General features: G+C 62.0%; 15 protein-coding genes, 2 tRNA genes and 1 pseudogene. 15 read left to right on the top strand and 3 right to left on the bottom strand.

Features of this window, described 5'->3' with window-relative positions; all coding sequences use genetic code 11:
* Window positions 1–105 precede the first annotated feature (105 nt).
* On the top strand, window positions 106–933 hold the full coding sequence (locus tag H143_RS0100190) for an NAD(P)/FAD-dependent oxidoreductase (RefSeq protein WP_369751049.1): 828 nt from the start codon (window positions 106–108) through the stop codon (window positions 931–933).
* A 120-nt stretch (window positions 934–1,053) separates the two neighbouring features.
* On the opposite strand, the gene H143_RS19620 is transcribed toward H143_RS0100190, so the two are convergent.
* Window positions 1,054–3,084 (bottom strand): methyl-accepting chemotaxis protein, encoded by a 2,031-nt coding sequence (locus tag H143_RS19620; protein WP_033365742.1) that lies wholly within the window; start codon window positions 3,082–3,084, stop codon window positions 1,054–1,056.
* A 187-nt stretch (window positions 3,085–3,271) separates the two neighbouring features.
* On the opposite strand from H143_RS19620, the gene H143_RS19615 reads away from it, so the two are divergent.
* The 5 genes from H143_RS19615 to H143_RS0100160 all read left to right on the top strand — a co-directional run bounded on the left by H143_RS19615 (window position 3,272) and on the right by H143_RS0100160 (window position 5,909).
* Window positions 3,272–3,547 carry a type II toxin-antitoxin system RelE/ParE family toxin gene (locus H143_RS19615; RefSeq protein ID WP_019936200.1) on the top strand — a complete coding sequence of 92 codons (276 nt, stop codon included), beginning with the start codon at window positions 3,272–3,274 and terminating at the stop codon, window positions 3,545–3,547.
* Complete coding sequence (locus tag H143_RS0100175; protein ID WP_019936199.1) at window positions 3,534–3,821, top strand: helix-turn-helix domain-containing protein; 288 nt, start codon at window positions 3,534–3,536, stop codon at window positions 3,819–3,821. Before H143_RS19615 ends, H143_RS0100175 begins: the two co-directional genes overlap by 14 nt.
* A gap of 86 nt (window positions 3,822–3,907) precedes the next feature.
* Window positions 3,908–4,126 (top strand): addiction module antidote protein, encoded by a 219-nt coding sequence (locus tag H143_RS21310; protein WP_019936198.1) that lies wholly within the window; start codon window positions 3,908–3,910, stop codon window positions 4,124–4,126.
* Between the two features lie 563 nt (window positions 4,127–4,689).
* Window positions 4,690–5,262: a PH domain-containing protein gene (locus tag H143_RS19605; protein ID WP_019936197.1), complete on the top strand. Its 573-nt coding sequence runs from the start codon at window positions 4,690–4,692 to the stop codon at window positions 5,260–5,262.
* Window positions 5,263–5,588: 326 nt separating this feature from the next.
* Window positions 5,589–5,909, top strand: a complete 321-nt coding sequence (locus H143_RS0100160) for a hypothetical protein (RefSeq protein ID WP_019936196.1) — start codon at window positions 5,589–5,591, stop codon at window positions 5,907–5,909.
* Between the two features lie 526 nt (window positions 5,910–6,435).
* Here the strand turns inward: H143_RS0100160 and H143_RS0100150 are convergent.
* Together H143_RS0100150 and H143_RS0100145 are read right to left on the bottom strand one after the other, a co-directional pair.
* Window positions 6,436–6,511: transfer RNA gene (locus tag H143_RS0100150), tRNA-Thr, on the bottom strand.
* A gap of 92 nt (window positions 6,512–6,603) precedes the next feature.
* A tRNA-Asn gene (locus tag H143_RS0100145) sits at window positions 6,604–6,679 on the bottom strand.
* 88 nt (window positions 6,680–6,767) lie between these two features.
* On the opposite strand from H143_RS0100145, the gene H143_RS0100140 reads away from it, so the two are divergent.
* The 9 genes and pseudogenes from H143_RS0100140 to typA all read left to right on the top strand — a co-directional run bounded on the left by H143_RS0100140 (window position 6,768) and on the right by typA (window position 19,092).
* Entirely contained in the window at window positions 6,768–7,787 is a 1,020-nt protein-coding gene (locus tag H143_RS0100140) for a GTP-binding protein (RefSeq protein ID WP_196801338.1), read from the top strand.
* 378 nt (window positions 7,788–8,165) lie between these two features.
* Window positions 8,166–8,721 (top strand): annotated as a pseudogene (gene scpB, locus H143_RS19600) (SMC-Scp complex subunit ScpB); the annotation flags it as partial.
* Window positions 8,722–8,962: 241 nt separating this feature from the next.
* Entirely contained in the window at window positions 8,963–10,720 is a 1,758-nt protein-coding gene (gene rluB / locus H143_RS0100130) for a 23S rRNA pseudouridine(2605) synthase RluB (RefSeq protein WP_019936192.1), read from the top strand.
* Window positions 10,721–11,056: 336 nt separating this feature from the next.
* Window positions 11,057–11,542: a ribosome maturation factor RimP gene (gene rimP, locus H143_RS0100125; RefSeq protein WP_026349583.1), complete on the top strand. Its 486-nt coding sequence runs from the start codon at window positions 11,057–11,059 to the stop codon at window positions 11,540–11,542.
* Window positions 11,539–13,017, top strand: coding sequence for a transcription termination factor NusA (gene nusA, locus H143_RS0100120; protein ID WP_019936190.1), 1,479 nt, complete (start codon window positions 11,539–11,541; stop codon window positions 13,015–13,017). The genes rimP and nusA overlap by 4 nt, the downstream gene beginning before the upstream one ends.
* A gap of 85 nt (window positions 13,018–13,102) precedes the next feature.
* Window positions 13,103–15,970, top strand: a complete 2,868-nt coding sequence (gene infB, locus H143_RS0100115) for a translation initiation factor IF-2 (RefSeq protein ID WP_019936189.1) — start codon at window positions 13,103–13,105, stop codon at window positions 15,968–15,970.
* Window positions 15,971–15,994: 24 nt separating this feature from the next.
* Entirely contained in the window at window positions 15,995–16,402 is a 408-nt protein-coding gene (rbfA, locus tag H143_RS0100110; protein WP_019936188.1) for a 30S ribosome-binding factor RbfA, read from the top strand.
* A 34-nt stretch (window positions 16,403–16,436) separates the two neighbouring features.
* Window positions 16,437–17,258: a tRNA pseudouridine(55) synthase TruB gene (truB, locus tag H143_RS19595; protein ID WP_081626977.1), complete on the top strand. Its 822-nt coding sequence runs from the start codon at window positions 16,437–16,439 to the stop codon at window positions 17,256–17,258.
* Window positions 17,259–17,271: 13 nt separating this feature from the next.
* Entirely contained in the window at window positions 17,272–19,092 is a 1,821-nt protein-coding gene (gene typA, locus H143_RS0100100) for a translational GTPase TypA (protein ID WP_019936186.1), read from the top strand.
* The last annotated feature ends 104 nt before the right edge of the window (window positions 19,093–19,196 follow it).

Raw genomic sequence — 19,196 nt, 5'->3', positions numbered from 1 at the left:
CACAGTCATCCACACTTTTCGGCGGTGCAATGGCGCGATGTCGGATAGCAGGCCATTGCCCAGAGCCGGTCGGCGGTGGTGGGACTGTATGCCTACGGCGAGTCGATGCGCCGCAATCTGCTGATCGACGCGGGCCGGCCACGCAATCGCTTCGCCTCTCACGCGCACGGATTTTTCGGCCAGGATGGCGTGGCCCCCGCTCAGATCATCGCTGCAGCCGCTGCGCAACTACTCAAATATCCGACGGTGACCCTGGTCAAGGGGGAAGCGCAAAGGGTTTGCGGCGAGATCAGCGATTTTCATGTCGAGCTGACTGATGGCTTTCATGCCAGGGCGAGACGGCTGATCCTTGCGACCGGCATTCGGGACAAACTGCCGGATCTTCCGGGGCTCGAAGCGCGATGGGGCACCAGTGTGCTGCATTGTCCTTATTGCCACCGCTATGAAGTAGGCGGACGGCGCCTTGGCGTTTTAGCCACCCATGAACTCTCGGTGCACCAGGCCATATTGATTCCCGATTGGGGATCTACGACATGGTTTACACAGGGGATTGTCGAGCCGGATGAAGAGCAGGCCGCTCTCTTGCAGGCGCGCCAGGTGAGCATTGAACGCACACCGGTGGCGCAAGTATTGGGAGACGCCCCGGACCTCGACGCACTGCGCCTGGTCGACGGCCGGGTCATTTCAATTGACGCATTGTTCATCGGCGCGCGGACGGAACTGGCCAGCAATCTCGCCTGTCAGCTCGGCTGCGCCTTGGACGAAGGGCCGCTTGGTCCCTTGATTCGCGCCGACGGATTCAAGGAGACAAGCGTGCCCGGCGTCTTTGCAGCGGGCGATGCATCGACCGCCATGACCAACGCGACTTTTGCGTCGGCGTCGGGCGTCGCGGCGGGCATCGGCGCGCACCGTTCGCTTGTTTTCATGGCGTAGATTCCGGGACGGGCCCGGCAGAAAAAAGGCCAACCCCGAGAGATTGGCCTATGTGCTTTGGGTGTATTGGTGCCGGCAATGACAGCGTCCTGCGGCATGTTTCCCGACCGTAGCGCTCGCTCAGAAACTTTCCCAGTCATCGCTTGCGCTGCCAGCATTGGGCGGCGCTGCTTTCGCTGCGCGCGCGGCGGACTTCAACAAGGCAGGATCAGTCCTAATTTTTGTGGAGGTAGGTTTCGAATTCGCTGATGCAGCCGGTGTGGCGATCGCCCGTTTGGCTGGCGAAGACGCGGGCGCGGGCTTGGCTTGAGTCGTTGATTTGACGAGCATGGCGTCAACATCGATGACCTGCGATCCATCCAGCTTGAACATTGACACAACTTTGCTCAACTCCGCGGACTGATCCTGCAGTGAAAGGGCTGCCGCGGCCGATTGCTCGACCAATGCCGCGTTTTGCTGCGTCGTCGTGTCCATTTGCGACACCGCAAGATTGACTTGATCAATGCCGCTGGACTGTTCTTGGGACGCCGCTGAAATCTCGCCCATGATATCGGTCACGCGCTTGACCGAGGCCACGATCTCTTGCATCGTATACCCGGCGCGCGCCACTTGATCCGAACCGATGGATACCTTGCTGACCGAGTCCTCGATCAACTGCTTGATTTCCTTGGCGGCCTGAGCGCTACGCTGAGCCAATGTCCGCACTTCGCCGGCCACCACGGCAAAGCCCTTGCCCTGTTCCCCGGCGCGGGCCGCTTCCACCGCTGCGTTCAAGGCCAGAATATTCGTTTGGAACGCAATGCCGTCAATCACCGACACAATCTCGGCAATCTTGCTGGAGCTGCCCGAAATGGCCTGCATCGTATCCACGACATCCGCGACGGCGGAGCCGCCGCGCTCGGCCACTTCCGAGGCGCTGGCCGCCAATTGATTGGCTTGGTGCGCGTTTTCGGTATTTTGTTTGACCGTTGCTGCCAGCTCTTCCATCGAAGCAGCCGTTTCTTCCAGCGAAGCTGCCTGCTGCTCGGTGCGCGAGGACAGATCGGTGTTGCCAGCCGCGATTTCGCTGGATGCGGTGCGCACTGATTCGGAGGCATCGCGAATACGCAGAAGCACGGTATTAAGCTTGTCGGCAAAGCGGTTGAAGGCGCTGGCAATCTGCGTCAGTTCATCACGGCCCGAGACATCCATGCGCCTCGTCAGGTCGCCTTCACCCGAAGCGATGTCGTCCAGCGCGTTGCGCACTACGACCAGGCGACGCAGTTGCCGGCTGACAAACGCCCACATCAATGCTGCTGCTACAAGCACGCACAGCAAGGTAACGAGGGAGGCCGTATGCTTGAGCGTAGCCAGGGAAGCGGTGGCATCGGCGCGATCGACTGCTGTCAACAGAATCCACGGCGTGCCTTCGACCTTGGCGGCATATACCATTTGCGTGGCGCCGTTGATGGGTACTTCGGCATGGCCTGCGTTGGCTACCAAGCGCTTTAGCAGCGCGGCGTTCAAGCCGGCGGCCAGGTCCGTCACCGGCTTGGCAATCAACTCCTTGCGTGCGTAGGCCAGGATGGTGTCGTTCGCACCGTCGACTAATACGGCGAAACTCTTGCCCGTGGGATGGATGCCGTTGACCTTCTTGGCGACCGAGGTGAGTTGCGTGTCGGCTGTGGTGACTCCGATGATCTTGCCGCCATCCACGATGGGATCTACGAAGCTCACCCAGACAACGCCGTTCATATCGGCATAGGGCGGTGTAATGGCGGGACGTCCTGTCTCAGCCGCAAGCTTGTACCAGGGGCGCGTTGTGGGGTCATAGCCCGCTGGGGCTGTCCACCCGCTGTAGGCAAAGCGTTTGTCTGCCAAGCCAAGACCGACCGAATCCACTCCCCCCGCCAGCCTTGCTGTGTCGAGGGCAGGCATGGGGTTGGCCAACTTCGCCGCCTGCTTGGCGGCGCTGGCGATGCGCTGGTTGTTCTGCACCCACTCCGCCAGCTCCCGGGCGTACTGGCGTGTGGTGCCGTTTATGTTTTCGTCCAATTTGGCCAGGGTGTTATCACGCACAATCACGAAGGCCGCAATCGATAGCACGATCAAAGCTAGTGTTGCGATGATGGTGGAAATGGCAATCAGGCGTGCGCGCAGTGTGTGAAACACGATAACCTCGGTCAATGGCCATGTAACTGGTTGTCCGGAATATGCAACCAGTTGTTTAGCATATTGCAAAGGCGGCGACGCAATGCACCCTGGAAGGCTTGAAATTCCTCCGAGTTTAGTAGATAGCGCTAAAGATAAGGCCCATAAATAGTCAGAATTATTTGCTGAGGCTGTAGTCAGATAGTGCATGGAAACCGAAGACCCCCGCCGGCTCAGCCTGACGGACCGTATGGAAGTGATGGGGGCGAATCTTGGAGAGCCGCACACCAAGGCCTTTGGTGATGGGCTGCTTGAACTGCGATTGAAGGGGCCGAGGGATTTGCGCGCGTGTTTTTATTGCACATTAGTGGGGCAGCGCATCGTGATGCTTCACAGCTTTGTGAAGAAGTCCGCCAAGACACCGCCCAGACAGCGGCAAATTGCAGAAGTCCGTATGAGAGAGGTGAAAAATGCTGACGCATAAAGAATTGAAGGCGAAGGCCTTGTCCAATCCCAAGGTGCGGGCAGAGTACGCGCGCATCGAGCGTGAGGAAATGCCCATGCTGGACGCCATCCTTCACGCACGCACGGATGCGGGTCTGACTCAGGCCCAGGTGGCTGAACGCATGGGCACCAAGGCCCCTGCTGTCGCTCGCCTGGAAAATGCACTGGTGACAGGCAAGCCGTCGCCGTCCCTGGCTACGCTGCGTAAGTACGCGGCAGCCGTGGGCAAGCGCCTTGAATTACGGCTTGTCTGACACCATGAATACCGCGCGCGATACCAAGTGGGACGAGCACATGGACCAGGCCATAAAGGACCCCGCCGAGGCCGCAGCATACTTGGATGCCGTACTGGAGATGGAAGACCCTGCAAGCGCTGCTGGTGGCGCTTCGCCACGTCGCCAAGGCGCATGGCATGGCCGAAGTGACCCGCCGTGCCGGGCTGGGTGAAAAGGTGCTGTTCCGCGCCCTGAGCGAACAGGGCAATCCCACTGTCGACACCTTGACCAAAGTGCCGCATGCCATGGGCCTGCGTCTGAGCGTAGAGCCGCTGGCGGCCTGACCTCTTTCGCCAGCGCCTAGCCCGATGGGGCGAAAAGCCGGAACGCCTAGCCTCGGCGCGCCTCATTGCGTTCACTTCCGCGCGAATAACCTCGCAGATACGGGTCCGCATAGTTGCGAAGCTGAACACCGCGCTGCCCGCAGCACCTGAACGAGTCGCAGCGGGTGACCATGGCGGCGGGATGCAAAAGCCGCCCTCCATCCTCGACACTCGAGAGCACCGCAAGGGGGTAGCGAAACGCTACCCCCTTAGATGTCCGAGGGGTTGGTGAAATACCACCCCATCTTGCCAAATCGCGCAGCTTGGCGAGCAAGTTACCTTCACCCAGCCTATACCGATTGGAGATGGCTACAGAGGGAAAATCCGAAATCTCGTTAAGGTAGGCCGACCATCGACTCTGACCTTAGAAGAGCCTTGTAGCCCTGGGGGCGTGTTTGACGTGTGAGCCGTAAGCACCAAGGCGGCATGCACCATTCGCGGTGATCTAAGAATCTAGCGGGCCTCAGTGTACGATCACCGTGCAAAGATTCTGCGGGGCAGTAGTTTTTATAAATGAGGAAATCATGGCGAGCTACGTTGAAAAAAATCTAACTCCCGGCGAGGAAATCGTCTATTGGGGCAGGCCAAGCCTATGGCGATACGCATTAGGGATAGTGGTCGGGGTCATCCTAATTCTGGCGCTTGGTCTTGGGCTTCTTGTGCTTTTAATTATCGCTATCGATTACAACTCGATCGAGCTTGCGGTAACCAATAAGCGCGCCATCGTTAAGCGAGGATTTATTCGGCGAAGCACGATGGAGATGAATATTCAGAGGATTGAGAGCGTGCAAGTCCGCCAGGGCATTCTTGGGCGCATCTTCAATTTCGGCTCAATCATCATCTCTGGCGCAGGCAATCCAATTGAACCGATCATTGGCGTATCGTCGCCGTTGCAATTTCGGCAGGCAATCCTGCAGGAGCAAGAAGCCGCGGTTTCGGCGCAACAGCCGTCATCTGGTCTCACTTCGCCCTCCTTGGGTCATGACGTTGAGGGATCTACTAAGGTTTGCCCGCGATGTGCAGAAACAGTGAAGAGTGCCGCACTTGTGTGCCGTTTTTGTCAGCATGAGTTTTTCGCTGCAGATCAGCGTTCATAGCCCGGGCAGAGATAGATCACCAGTAAGGCAACGTAGACGCTCGGAGGCGAGAAAACAATATCTTGCGAATAGAAGAGGGGAGGCCGATAACGATTGAACTGCCGCACCAACGGCAGTCAGGATTGGCGTCCTGAAACTGACAAAGGCGGACAACCGCCTACCGGTGGTATTTTTTCGTCCGCAGCCGATGCGCGTCCTTTGGGCGGGCCTGGCGGAGGTGCCCTTGTGCACGCCGGTTTCCTTTGTCACCGGTACGCCAACCCTGCGTGTGCTCGCCCACCCTATTGGCGTAGGGAGGGGGTCTAACCCGACAAAGGAGGCCATTCATGGCTAACCATCCCTCGCGCACGTCTGCGCAAATCAATCACATTGCTCTCCAGCTTGAAAATGGCGCTATCGAACGGATGCGCCATGCGGGCGAGACGCTTTGCGCATTGGCGGAACTGTTCCGTGCCATAGGGTCCAGAACTGAAGAAAAACAAACTAGCGAATTTGCGTTGCTGGAGTCGATCAAGCACTCGGCCAGCCTAGGCTGTGGCATGGCAGAGATTCGTGCGGATCATCTGCTCTCCGACAGCGATGACTTCAAAGAAAAAAAAGTGAAGCCCGTCATACGGGCCGCGTTGCAAGGAGGCGACCCTGCATAAGGGCGCTCACTACCAATCTGCCTTCGACGCCGGCCGCAAGCCTGCCGCGTCTTGGTTCGCCCAGCACGGCTACACACTGGCTGTGTACTGCGACCAGCAACGCGCGGCATACATTACTGGCCTGCCGGCCGCCCCCACGGCTGGTTATTCCGAGTCCTGCGGCGGCTTCGATGCGGGCTTTGCTGCCGGCATGGCTGATCTGATCGCGGGGGTGTGCCATGAATAATCGCACCGGCTCCAGCGATCTGGAAATGCGCGCCGCCCAACTATCGTCCCTGCTGGTGTTGTTGTACGGACAAGGGCACGAGGCATTCGAGGGATTATTCCCCCCGCGATCGAGGCAACATCCTTTGGCTGGCTTCCGAACTGGCCTGTGCTATTGATGCAGAGATCAACTGGAAAGGAGCCGCGCAATGAGCTGGCGCCCTTGCCGGTAAATTGGTCGCTGCGGGGTACACAGAGGGTACATGATCGCAGAAAAGCAAAAGGCCAACCCCGCGAGGTTGGCCTAAGTGCTTGATATTTCTGGTGCCGGCAATAGGAGTCGAACCTACGACCTTCGCATTACGAATGCGCTGCTCTACCAACTGAGCTATGCCGGCAAAATCTTTCCAGTAAAAAGCCGATCAACCTGCTTCGAAAGGCTTCGCTGAAAAAACCCCGCTTAAGAACACCTAAGCGGGGCTTTTGATTTTGGCTCCCCGAACTGGGTTCGAACCAGTGACCTGCGGATTAACAGTCCGTCGCTCTACCGACTGAGCTATCGGGGATCAGAGAAGCGAGATTATGCACAGTTTTCAGAACCTGTGCAAGCCGCGCGCCCCAGCCGTTGGCGTTGAGCAGCGCGTGCGCGCGACAATGGCGCATTGCATCGGAGAAGACTTGATCGACACCAGAATCCCCCTTACTGTGCTGACCGGTTTTTTGGGTAGCGGCAAGACGACACTGCTCAACCGCATGGTCCGAGATCCCGCCTACGTGGACGCGGCTGTGGTCATCAACGAGTTCGGCGAAATCGGCGTGGACCATCATCTTGTGCGCGGGGTGCAGGGGCGCATCGCTTTGGTCGAGGGCGGGTGCATCTGCTGCACGGCCAGCGGCGGGGTGGCCGATGCCTTGCGCGACTTGTTCATGGCTGCCGTGCGCCGCCAGCTCCGGCCTTTCCGGCATGTGTTGGTCGAAACCACAGGCCTGGCCGGTCCGGCGCCCTTGATGTTTACCTTGAGGCATGACGCTTTCCTGGCTGAGCGCTATGTCTACCGCGGCACGATAGCGGTAGCCGACGCGCAGCATTTTCCCGGGCAGATGCAGGTGCAGCCCGAGGCCGTTCAGCAGGTGGCGTTGGCCGATGTCGTAGCCATCAGCAAAGCCGATCTATGTTCTTGCGAGCAGGTCGAGCGTGCGCGCGCAGCGGTGCTGGGCATCAATCCGGGGGCGATCGTGTCGGTGCTGCAGTCCGGCGCAGGGCTGGATGCCAGCCTGCTCGATGCGCGGCGGGAAGGGGGGCAGGATGCGCCAGGGCAGCAGGCGCGCTGGTTGGGAGCCTATGCGAAGCGTAGCAGCGCAGCGCATGCCGGGGTCTCCCATGCCGTGCTGGATCTGTCGCGGCGGATGGCCAGGCCGGTCTTCCTGGCGGGGATCGATGCCTTGCAGGCCCGCTACGGCGAAGCGCTCTTGCGGGTCAAGGGCGTGGTGCAGTTCGCGGGAGAGGCCGAGCCTTGTGCGGTGCACGGCGTGCATCGGCAGCTTTACCCGCTGGAGCCGTTGCCGCAGGCCGACGGCCTGGACGCGCCGCCGTCGCGTCTGGTGTTCATCTTGCGGGGCGTGCAGGCGCAGGATTTTCTGCCGCAGGCTGCCCGCCTGCTCGGGCAGGACTGATGGCAGCGCGTGTCCATCGCGATAAGTCCTGGGGGAACTCTTGGGAATGGGGCGTTACAGGTATATAATGGTTGTCAATTCATGCCGCCTGCCCGTTCCTCGGCGTTGTTTCGAGGAATAAAAAGGCGCCGGCAAGCTGCCACAGGCGCTGCGTGCACCTGGCTTTAGGCAGGTATGTGACAACCCGCCGCCCGCAAATATCCCAAAACGCTGCGGCGCATTGTTGTCTACGTACGACACGTTCAATCGTTCTTGATTTTGCGTCCTTGGTCAGGCCGAGGGCATGCCGATGCGGCCAGACAGGGCCGCATGTTGCGGCGGGCGTAAAGCCAGGTCGCGCGGGCAGGTTTGAGCCTATGTTCGGGTTTTTGTATATCGATGAGTGACAACGAGGCGCTATTGGTCCTGGAAACCGCATTGCTGTGCGCGTCCCAGCCAATGCAGGTGGCCGAACTGCGCAAGCTGTTCGGCGAAGAGTCGGAAATCGACAATGCGGCATTGGTCCGGTCGCTGGAGGCGCTTCAGCTGCAATGGGTCGATCGCGGCCTGGAGTTGGTGCAACTGGCTTCCGGATGGCGTTTCCAGAGCCGCCCGCAAATGCAGCGCTACCTGGAAAGGCTCAATCCGGAAAAGCCGCCCAAGTACTCGCGCGCGGTACTCGAAACCCTGGCCATCATCGCCTGGCGCCAGCCCGTGACACGCGGCGACATCGAGGACATACGCGGTGTGACGGTGTCGTCGCAGATCGTCAAGACTTTGGAAGACCGTGGCTGGATCGAAGTCATCGGCCATCGCGATGCGCCGGGCCGTCCTGCGCTATTTGGTACGACGCGCCAGTTTCTCGATGATCTGGGCCTGCGCGCGCTGGACGAGCTGCCCGCACTGGAATCCGCCGATCCGGCGGTCGTGCTGGCTGGGCTGGACTTGGGCGAAGCGGCCGGCGCGGGTGTGCAAGCGGCTGGTGAAAATCTGAACGAAAAGTCTGCGGCCGATGACGCAAAGGTCGACGTTGCCGAAGGACTCGAAGCAATGCATGCCGAAGAAGACGCCGCCGCGCGAGAAGCGGCAATAGATGCCGCCGCAGAGGCCCTTGCCTCTGCGGCGAACCCTGAACAAGACCACGAGCCCGTCGAAGACGACGAGGCCTCTCAAGTTTGACCTGCGGAGCTGTCTGAGTGACAACCGATTCCGATACACAAAAAGAAAATTCCCTGCCTGAACCTCCCGACACGGGCGCTTCCCAGGTCGCCGCGGCGGCCGATTCCGAGGTTCGCGGCCGCGGGCGCAAACTGCGCACTCCCTTCCGCCGCCGCCGTGGCGATGCCGCGACGGCGCAGGGCGGCGAGCGCGCCGAAAAAGCCGAGAGCAGTCCGGTCGAGGGTGCGCAGGCCGAGGCGAGTCCGCCCGAAGTCAGGCAGGCCGAGCGCAAGCCCAGGCGCGCTCCGCGCAAGACCGCCAACAAAAAAGCCTTCGGACAGGGTGCTTCCGGGCAGGCGGCCCAAGCTGCGTCGCCCGAAGTCGGAATGGACACGGCCGATACGCGCGAACTCGAACGCGAGGCCGAGCAGGCGCTGGCCTATCTTGAAGCCAACGAACGCACTGAACAGCGCCTGGGCAAGTACCTGAACAGCGACGCGGTCAGCCCCAAGTTGCACAAGGTGCTGGCCGAGGCCGGCATTGGCTCGCGCCGCGAAATGGAAGAGCTTATCGTGGCCGGCCGCGTGTCGGTCAACGGTGAACCGGCCCACATAGGCCAGCGCGTCTCGCCCAACGACCAGGTGCGTGTCAACGGCAAGCCCATCCATCGCCCAAACGCCAAGAAGCCGCCGCGCGTCATTCTCTATCACAAGCCGTCCGGAGAAATCGTCAGCCATGACGACCCGGGAGGGCGGGCCAGCGTGTTCGCGCGCCTGCCCAAGCTGCGTACCGGCAAGTGGCTGTCGGTGGGGCGCCTGGATCTGAACACCGAAGGCCTGCTGATCTTCACCACCTCGGGTGACATGGCCAACCGCATCATGCATCCGCGCTACGGTACTGAACGTGAATACGCGGTGCGCGTGCTGGGCGAGATGGACGAAGCCCAGCGCAAGTCGCTGGTCGAAGGCATCGATCTCGAGGACGGCAAGGCCGCCTTCGGCGCGCTCGACTACCTGGGCGGCGACGGCAGCAATCGCTGGTACCGCGTTACCCTGCAGGAAGGACGTAACCGCGAAGTGCGCCGTATGTTCGAGGCGGTGGGCGTCACCGTCAGTCGCCTGATCCGCACGCGCTTCGGCGACATCGTGCTGCCGCGCAATCTGCGCCGCGGCCGTTGGGAGGAGGTCGACGCGCAATTGGTCAACGCCCTGATGGTGCAATTGGGCCTGCTGCGCGACGACGATGGCGAAGGGCGGCGCGAAAAGCAGCCCAAGTCGCATGAGAACGCGCTGCCGCCGGGCTTTGGCACGATGGAGCACAACGGCATGAACGGCGCGCGTTTCAGCCGCCGCGGCAATCTGCAAGGCGGCGGCAAGGGCAGTGCGGGCGCGGTGCGCTCCACGCCGTCTGATCCTTTCGGTACCGGCCTGATGATTACCGGCGGCTATGCCAACGGCCACCCCATGGGCGGCAGCGACAAGCCCGCCGGCGGCAAGCGCGGCCAGGGTAAGGCGCGAGGCCAAGGCAAGCCCCAGGGCTTAGGGCAGGGGCCGGGGCCGGTGCAGGGCGGTGGCCAAGGCAAGGGCAAGCGCCCCGCCAAGGCGGGCGGGCCCAAATTCGCGGCCGGCAACGGCGGCGTCAGCAGCAACGCGGCCGCCAAGAAGCACGCCGGCGGCGCCAACAAGAGCAAGCCGCGCAAGCCGGGCGCCCGGGGTGACGATTGGCAGCCTAGCGGGGCCTCGGCGCACGAGTCGCGCCTGGGCTTTATGGGTGGACGGGGACGCAACGACAGGTAAATCCTGCCGAAGTGGTGCCCGAACCGGGTAAACCCCGGATTATCCGGGTGTTTTTTACGTTTATCTGGTAGACTCTTGGGTTTATCAGCGATGTTTTCGGGCGCTGTCCGCTTTTGAGGGTGCGAAAGCGGGTGTCCAGAAGCAGCGGTTGTACTGCGCAATCGCTGAAAGCAAAGAACAACTGAAGCCGGGCCTGGTGCGTGTTTCATGCGTGTCGGGCCTTCGGCAATACGGTGGGCTGTGCGAAAACAGCCCTTTTTTTTTGAATGTTAAGGATGTGTATGGCAAAGCGGTGGCGGCAAGGTCCGACACGGCAGTGCCCGCAATGAAACTTAAGTGGCTGATCTATTTGCAATGACCCGGGAAGCCTTGGCAGGCATGGACGTCGAACTGATCGACGTAGAACGCGCCGCCATGGGTTTGCTGCGTGTGACCATCGACAAGGAAGATGGCGTGCGTGTCGAGGATTGCGAGCAGGTTTCGCGCCAGCTCTCGCGCGTGTTCGAGGTCGAGAACGTCGACTACCGACGTCTCGAAGTGGGGTCGCCCGGCGTGGATCGGCCGCTGCGTGGCGAGGCGGATTTTCTGCGCGTTGCCGGCGCTCGCGTCGAGATCAAGCTGCGCGAGGCGATCGACAGCCGCAAGGTATATACCGGCATTCTGCGCATGCCGGAAGCCACGGGCGACGCCGCGGGGCGTTCCGTGTTCGGTTTGGAATTTGAGGCAAAGAAGAACGAGATCCAAGTGCTGAGCTTCACGCTCGATGACATCGAGCGCGCCAAGCTGGATCCCGTTCTGGATTTCAAGGGCAAAAAGCGATGAGTCGCGAAATTCTTCTGTTGGTCGATGCGTTGGCGCGCGAAAAGAACGTCACGCGCGACACCGTGTTCACGGCGCTCGAAAGCGCGCTGGCTTCGGCCATGAAAAAGCGCTTCAAGGACGACGCCGACATCCGTGTCGCCATCGACCGCGACAGCGGCAGCCACGAGGGCTTTCGTCGCTGGTTGGTCGTGCCCGACGAGGCCGGCCTGCAGGAACCCGACAAGCAGGAATTGCTGTCCGACGCGCTCGAAATTGTGCCCGGTATCGAAGTGGGCGAGTACATCGAAGAGCCACTTGAACCGGTCGAATTCGGCCGCATCGGCGCGCAAGCCGCCAAGCAGGCCATTCTGCAGAAAATCCGCGACGCCGAGCGCGAGCAGGTCCTGAACGATTTCCTGGACCGTGGCGAGACCATCGTTTCCGGTACCGTCAAACGCATGGACAAGGGCGATGTCATCATCGAAACCGGCAAAGTCGAGGCCCGCCTTCCACGCAGCGAGATGATCCCCAAGGAAAACCTGCGCATCAGCGACCGTGTCCGCGCCTTTGTGCTGCGCGTGGACAGCACCCTGCGTGGCCAGCAGGTCATTCTGTCGCGCACTTCGCCTGACTTTATCCGCCAGCTTTTCGAAAACGAAGTGCCTGAGATCGAACAGGGCCTGCTCGAGATCAAGGCGGCCGCCCGCGATCCCGGCGTGCGTGCCAAGATCGCCGTGGTGGCCTATGACAAGCGCATCGACCCCATTGGCACTTGCGTGGGCATGCGCGGTTCGCGCGTCACCGCCGTGCGTAACGAGCTGGGCGGCGAGCAGGTCGACATCGTGCTGTGGTCGGAAGATCCTGCCCAGTTCGTGATCGGCGCGCTGGCCCCGGCCAACGTCGAGTCGATCCTGGTCGACGAGGACAAGCATGCCATGGACGTGGTGGTCGACGAGGAAAACCTGCCCAAGGCCATCGGCGCCAAGGGCCAGAACGTGCGCCTGGCTTCCGAGCTTACCGGCTGGCAGATCAACATCATGTCGCCGGAAGAAAGCCAGAACCGCCAGGAAACTGAGCGCTCCGCGCTACGTGCCGCTTTCATGAACAAGCTGGACGTCGACGAGGAAGTGGCCGATATCCTGATCGACGAAGGTTTCACCGGCCTGGAAGAAATCGCCTACGTGCCCATGCAGGAACTGCTGGAAATCGACGCTTTCGACGAAGACACCATCAACGCGTTGCGCGCCCGTGCCCGCAATGCGCTGCTGACCGAAGCCATCGCCCAGGAAGAACGCCTGGAAACCGCGCAGGACCTGCTCGAGCTCGAAGGCATGACGCCCGATCTGGCGACCCGGCTGGCCGAGCACAAGGTACACACGCGCGACGATCTGGCCGAGCTGGCCACCGATGAGCTTGCCGAGATCGGCGGCCTGGACGAGAAAGCGGCCAGTGATCTGATCATGCGCGCCCGCGCCCATTGGTTCGAAGAAGAGTGACGACCATGGTGCGTTGAAGAGAACACGCCGTACCGCGCCCAGCGCGCACGGCATACAGAAGATAGCTGCAAAGGAAAATAGCCTAATGTCGAGCAATACCGTCGCCCAGTTCGCCACCGAACTGAAAATGCCTGCCAACGTGCTGCTGGAGCAGCTACGTTCGGCCGGCGTCGACCTCAAGTCGGTGGACGATGCCGTCACCGACAGCGACAAGGCGAAGTTGCTCGATTCGCTGCGTCGCGCCCATGGCGGCAGCGAGGGCAAGAAGATCACGCTGACCCGTCGCCAGACCTCGGAAATCCGCCAGGCCGATGCGACAGGCCGTTCGCGCACCATCCAGGTCGAAGTGCGCAAAAAGCGCGTCTTCGTCAAGCGCGATCCTTCCGAACTGGCGGCAGAACAGTCTGCGGTGGAAGAAAAAGTTGCCGACGAGGCAGTGGCTGACGCCGCCGTGACCGACGCTATCGTCGACGCAGTCCAGGCCCAGCAGGCCGTGGCGCCCGTGCCGCAGGCTGAACCGGTGGTGGCTGTCGCCGAGCCTGAAGTGCGCGCCGAAGAGCTGGCTGCGCCCGTTGCCGAGCCTGTGGCCGAAGAGCCCAAGGCCGAACCCGAGCCTACTCCCGAGCCTGAACCCGAGGTGGACGAGCCTGTCGCTGAACCCGTGGCGGTTCAGGCCGAGCCCGAACCCGAACCCGTCGAGCCCGTCGCTCAGGTGCCGGCCGCTGAACCGGTTCGTGCGCCCAGGCGCGGCGCCAGCAAGGCCCCAGTTCAAGCGCCTCGCGCGGTTGCCGCTGAAGGCGTTAATCGCGACGCGGCTCGCCGCGCCTCAGAGGCTGAGGCGGCCGCCCTGCGCGAAATGCTGAATCGTCCGCGCAAGGTGCTGCGCGCGCCCGAACCCGAGCAGGCTGCCGCCTTGTCCGGTACGCTGCACAAGCCCGCAGGCAAGACCGCAGCCAAGAAAGACGCCAAGCCCGGCGCTGTCGTCGGTGCCAAGAAAACCATCAAGACCGCCGAGGTGGCCTCCACCTGGACGGACGACGCCTCGCGCAAGAAACCGGCGGACAAGCCGGCGGCCAACACCCGTGACAGCGGCTGGCGCGCGGGCGGTAAGGGCGGCGGCGGCAAGGGCGGCAGGGGGGGGCGCAACGGTCGCAACCAGCAGGCCGACCATCGCGCCGAATCCGCCGCGCAGGAATTCATCGCGCGCGAAGTCCATGTGCCCGAGACCATCAGTGTGGCCGATCTGGCGCACAAGATGTCCGTCAAGGCTGCCGAGGTCATCAAGGTGCTGATGAAACTGGGCCAGATGGTCACCATCAACCAGGTGCTCGACCAAGAGACCGGCATGATTGTGGTCGAGGAACTCGGTCACACCGCCATTGCGGCCAAGCTGGATGACCCGGAGGCCTTCCTGGACGAAGCGCCCGTCGCCGAAGAGGCCGAGCTGCTGCCGCGCGCGCCCGTCGTTACCGTTATGGGCCACGTCGACCACGGCAAGACCTCGCTGCTGGACTACATCCGCCGCGCCAAGGTGGCTGCAGGCGAAGCGGGCGGCATCACGCAGCACATCGGTGCCTACCACGTGGAAACCGATCGTGGTATGGTGACCTTCCTCGACACCCCGGGCCATGAGGCGTTCACCGCCATGCGTGCCCGCGGCGCGCAGGCCACCGACATCGTCATCCTGGTGGTGGCGGCCGACGACGGCGTCATGCCGCAGACGCGCGAGGCCATCAGCCATGCCAAGGCGGCTGGCGTGCCCCTGGTCGTGGCCGTCAACAAGGTCGACAAGTACGATGCCAACCCCGACCGCGTCAAGCAGGAACTGGTGACCGAGGAAGTCGTGCCTGAAGAATACGGCGGCGACGTACCCTTCGTGTCCGTGTCGGCCAAGACCGGGCAGGGTATCGACGACCTGCTCGAGCAGGTACTGCTGCAGGCCGAGATCCTCGAGCTCAAGGCGCCGGTGGACGCGCCCGCCAAGGGCCTGGTCATCGAAGCGCGCCTGGACAAGGGCCGCGGCCCGGTTGCGACCATCCTGGTCCAGAGCGGCACCCTGCACCGCGGCGATGTGGTGCTGGCAGGCGCCAGCTTCGGCCGCGTGCGCGCCATGCTCGACGAGAATGGCAAGCCCATCCAGGAAGCCGGTCCTTCGATTCCGGTGGAAATCCAGGGCCTGACCGAAGTGCCCGCCGCCGGCGACGAGATCATGGTTCTGTCCGACGAGCGCAAGGCGCGCGAAATCGCGCTGTTCCGCCAGGGCAAGTTCCGCGACGTCAAGCTGGCCCGCCAACAGGCCGCCAAGCTCGAGTCCATGTTCGACAACCTGGGCGAGGGCTCACAGACCCTGCCGCTCATCGTCAAGACCGACGTGCAGGGTTCGCAGGAGGCCCTGGTCGCTTCTCTTACCAAGCTCTCCACCAATGAGGTACGGGTGCAGGTGGTGCATGCGGCCGTGGGCGGTATCTCGGAGTCCGACGTCAACCTGGCGATCGCCTCGAACGCGGTGGTCATCGGATTTAACGTCCGCGCCGACCAGAGCGTCAAGAAGCTGGCCGAGAGCAACGGCATCGATCTGCGCTACTACAACATCATCTACGACGCCGTGGACGATGTTAAGGCAGCCATGTCGGGCATGCTGGCCCCCGAGAAGAAGGAAGAGATCATCGGCCTGGTCGAGGTTCGCGAAATCTTCTCGGTGTCCAAGATTGGCAACATCGCCGGCTGCATGGTGCTCGACGGCGTGGTCAAGCGCGACTCCCAGGTACGTCTGCTGCGCAACAACGTCGTTTCTTGGACCGGCCAGCTCGATTCGCTGCGTCGCTTCAAGGACGACGTCAAGGAAGTCAAGTCCGGCTTCGATTGCGGCCTGACCCTGCGCGGCAACAACGACATTCAGGTGGGCGACCAGCTGGAAGTCTTCGAGATCAAGGAAGTCGCCCGCACGCTGTAAGGCGCTGCGCTTTCCAGGTCCATCATGAGCCGTCATAAATCCAAGTCCATCCCCGGCCGCAACCTGCGGCTGGCCGACCAGATCCAGAAGGACCTGGCCGAGATCGTCCAGCGCGAGGTCGATGTCTCGCGCTCGGGCCTGATCACCATTTCGGGCGTGGAGCTGTCGGCCGACTACGCACACGCCAAGGTTTATTTCACCGTGCTGGGCGCCGAGTCCGATGCGACCGCGGCGCTGCTCAACGAAAAGGCCGGCTGGTTGCATTCCCTGCTGTACAAGCTGCTGCACATCCACACCGTGCCCACACTGCGCTTCTATCACGATCCGCAGATTGAGCGCGCCATCGAGATGTCGTCGCTGATAGACCGCGCCACCCGCTCCGATTCCGGCGCGGCTTCCGGCATCCCTGACGAGCCCGAAGAACAGTCCTGAGGGCTGTCGGCGATTTTTTTTCCGGATTGCGACGATGGCTAGGAAACGCGGGCAGCCGCTCGATGGAGTGCTATTGCTGGACAAACCCGTTGGTTTGTCCAGCAATCACGCCCTGCAGCGCGCCAAGCGCACGTTGGATGCGGCCAAGGCCGGCCACACCGGCACGCTGGATCCGTTCGCCACGGGCCTGTTGGTGTGCTGCATGGGCCGCGCGACCAAGATTTCCGGCGCCATGCTCGACGCCGACAAGACGTACTTGGCCACGCTGCAGTTCGGCGAAGAGACCGACAGCGGCGACCTGACGGGCATTGTCACGGTGCGCGCGCAAGAGGGCTTTGCCGGCGTAGCCGAGCAGGCATTGCGCGAAGTATTGTCACGTTTTACGGGTGAAATCGAGCAGATTCCACCTATGTATTCGGCGCTCAAGCGCGACGGCAAGCCGCTGTACGAATACGCGCGCAAGGGCATAGAGCTCGAACGCGCGCCGCGGCGGGTCACGATTTACCGCAACGAGCTGCTGTCCTGTACGGGGTTGCAGGCAGTGATCGAAGTGGATTGCAGTAAAGGGACTTACATCCGGACGTTGGCTCAGGACATAGGCCGCGAGCTCGGTTGCCATGCCCACCTGACCGCGCTGCGGCGCACGCGCGTCGGCCCGTTCATGCTGGACTGCGCCGTTACGTTAGATGCATTGCAGGCCGCCGACGACCCCAAGTCGTCGCTGGTGGCCTTGAATGAATTGCCGGCGGGGCTTTTGCCGCCGGGCCGCTCTCAAGGCGAAAAAGCCGCCTTGGGGGGCTGCGAACTGAAGGCGAGCGTGGGGGCTTCTCCCTCGCTTGCCAAAACAAACTCTTAGGAAGGATCTGATCATGTCCCGCGCCTTGCGCAACATCGCCATCATCGCCCACGTCGACCACGGCAAGACCACGCTGGTCGACCAACTGCTGCGCCAGTCCGGTACCTTTCGCGAAAACCAGGCGATGACCGAGCGGGTCATGGACTCCAACGACCTGGAAAAAGAACGCGGCATCACCATCCTGGCCAAGAACTGCGCCGTCGAATACGGCGACACGCACATCAACATCGTCGACACCCCGGGACACGCCGACTTCGGCGGCGAGGTCGAGCGCGTGTTGTCCATGGTCGATGGTGTGCTGTTGCTGGTCGACGCGGTCGAAGGCCCCATGCCCCAAACCATTTTCGTTACGCGCAAGGCGCTGGCCCTGGGTCTGAAGCCCATCGTTGTGGTCAACAAGATCGATCGTCCGGGCGCCCGCCCCGACTTCGTCATCAACGCCACCTTCGAACTGTTCGACAAACTGGGCGCCACCGAAGAGCAGCTCGATTTCCCCGTGGTCTACGCGTCGGGGCTGTCCGGCTATGCCGGCCTGACTGACGACGTGCGCGAAGGGGACATGCGTCCGCTGTTCGAAACCGTGCTCAAGCACGTGCCGCAGCGTAACGATGATATTAACGGTCCGCTGCAGATGCAGGTCATCTCGCTGGACTACAACAGCTACGTCGGCAAGATCGGCGTGGGCCGCATCAATCGCGGCCGCATGAAGCCCGGCGTGGACGTGGCCTTTCGCGATGGTCCGGATGGTGCGATCAAGCGCGGCCGCATCAATCAGGTGCTGATGTTCAAGGGTCTTGAGCGCGAGCAGGTGCAAGAAGCCGAAGCCGGCGACATCGTGCTGATCAACGGTATCGAAGACCTCAACATCGGCACCACCATCACGGCGGTGGACACGCCCGAAGCATTCCCCTTGCTGAAGGTCGACGAGCCGACCCTGACCATGAACTTCATGGTCAACACCTCGCCCCTGGCCGGCCGCGAAGGCAAGTTCGTCACCAGCCGCCAGCTGCGCGACCGTCTGGATCGCGAATTGAAGTCCAACGTGGCCCTGCGCGTGCGCGAAACGGGCGACGATACGGTCTTCGAAGTGGCGGGCCGCGGTGAACTGCATCTGACCATCCTGCTGGAAAACATGCGCCGCGAAGGCTACGAGTTGGCCGTCTCGCGTCCGCGCGTGGTGTTCAAGGAAATCGACGGCGCCAAGTGCGAGCCGTTCGAAGCGCTGACCGTCGATGTCGAGGACGAGCATCAAGGCGGTGTGATGGAAGAGCTGGGCCGCCGCAAAGGCGACCTGCAGGATATGCAGCCCGACGGCCGTGGCCGTACCCGCCTGGAATACATCATCCCGGCGCGCGGCCTGATCGGCTTCCAGAATGAGTTCCTTACGCTGACGCGCGGTACCGGCCTGATGAGCCATACCTTCCACGAGTATGCCCCTCTCAGGGAAGGTTCGATCGGCGAACGCCGCAATGGCGTGCTCATCAGCCAGGACAACGGCGATGCCGTGGCCTACGCACTGTGGAAGCTGCAGGATCGTGGTCGTATGTTTGTCAGCCCCGGCGAGGCGCTGTACGAAGGCATGGTCATCGGTATCCACAGCCGAGACAACGACCTGGTGGTCAACCCCATCAAGGGCAAGCAGCTCACCAACGTGCGCGCCTCCGGCACGGACGAAGCCGTGCGCCTGGTGCCGCCCATCCAGATTACGCTGGAATATGCAGTGGAATTCATCGACGACGATGAACTGGTCGAACTTACGCCCAAGTCGATACGCTTGCGCAAGCGCTATCTGCAAGAGCACGAGCGCCGCAAGGCGGCGCGCGAAGGCGTTTAATACCGCGCCTTGTCTTTAGTCCGATAGCGTGTAAGGCCTGTTCGCTGTATGCGGGCAGGCTTTTTTTTGAGTTCTTGATGCGTTCGTCGTGTTTGGGCTGGGTG

It is taken from the genome of Bordetella sp. FB-8 (genome assembly GCF_000382185.1).
In the GTDB taxonomy this organism is placed as follows: domain Bacteria; phylum Pseudomonadota; class Gammaproteobacteria; order Burkholderiales; family Burkholderiaceae_B; genus Bordetella.
This window is presented reverse-complemented; position numbering and strand designations above follow the sequence as displayed.

Excerpts from the sequence above, each read along its gene's own strand:
- H143_RS0100175 (WP_019936199.1), top strand. The coding sequence starts at position 3,534 with ATGCTGACGCATAAAGAATTGAAGGCGAAGGCCTTGTCCAATCCCAAG.
- infB (WP_019936189.1), top strand. The coding sequence starts at position 13,103 with ATGTCGAGCAATACCGTCGCCCAGTTCGCCACCGAACTGAAAATGCCT.
- H143_RS0100190 (WP_369751049.1), top strand. The coding sequence starts at position 106 with ATGCGCCGCAATCTGCTGATCGACGCGGGCCGGCCACGCAATCGCTTC.
- H143_RS19605 (WP_019936197.1), top strand. The coding sequence starts at position 4,690 with ATGGCGAGCTACGTTGAAAAAAATCTAACTCCCGGCGAGGAAATCGTC.
- nusA (WP_019936190.1), top strand. The coding sequence starts at position 11,539 with ATGAGTCGCGAAATTCTTCTGTTGGTCGATGCGTTGGCGCGCGAAAAG.
- H143_RS0100140 (WP_196801338.1), top strand. The coding sequence starts at position 6,768 with ATGGCGCATTGCATCGGAGAAGACTTGATCGACACCAGAATCCCCCTT.
- H143_RS0100160 (WP_019936196.1), top strand. The coding sequence starts at position 5,589 with ATGGCTAACCATCCCTCGCGCACGTCTGCGCAAATCAATCACATTGCT.
- typA (WP_019936186.1), top strand. The coding sequence starts at position 17,272 with ATGTCCCGCGCCTTGCGCAACATCGCCATCATCGCCCACGTCGACCAC.
- truB (WP_081626977.1), top strand. The coding sequence starts at position 16,437 with ATGGCTAGGAAACGCGGGCAGCCGCTCGATGGAGTGCTATTGCTGGAC.
- H143_RS19615 (WP_019936200.1), top strand. The coding sequence starts at position 3,272 with ATGGAAACCGAAGACCCCCGCCGGCTCAGCCTGACGGACCGTATGGAA.
- H143_RS21310 (WP_019936198.1), top strand. The coding sequence starts at position 3,908 with ATGCCGTACTGGAGATGGAAGACCCTGCAAGCGCTGCTGGTGGCGCTT.
- rbfA (WP_019936188.1), top strand. The coding sequence starts at position 15,995 with ATGAGCCGTCATAAATCCAAGTCCATCCCCGGCCGCAACCTGCGGCTG.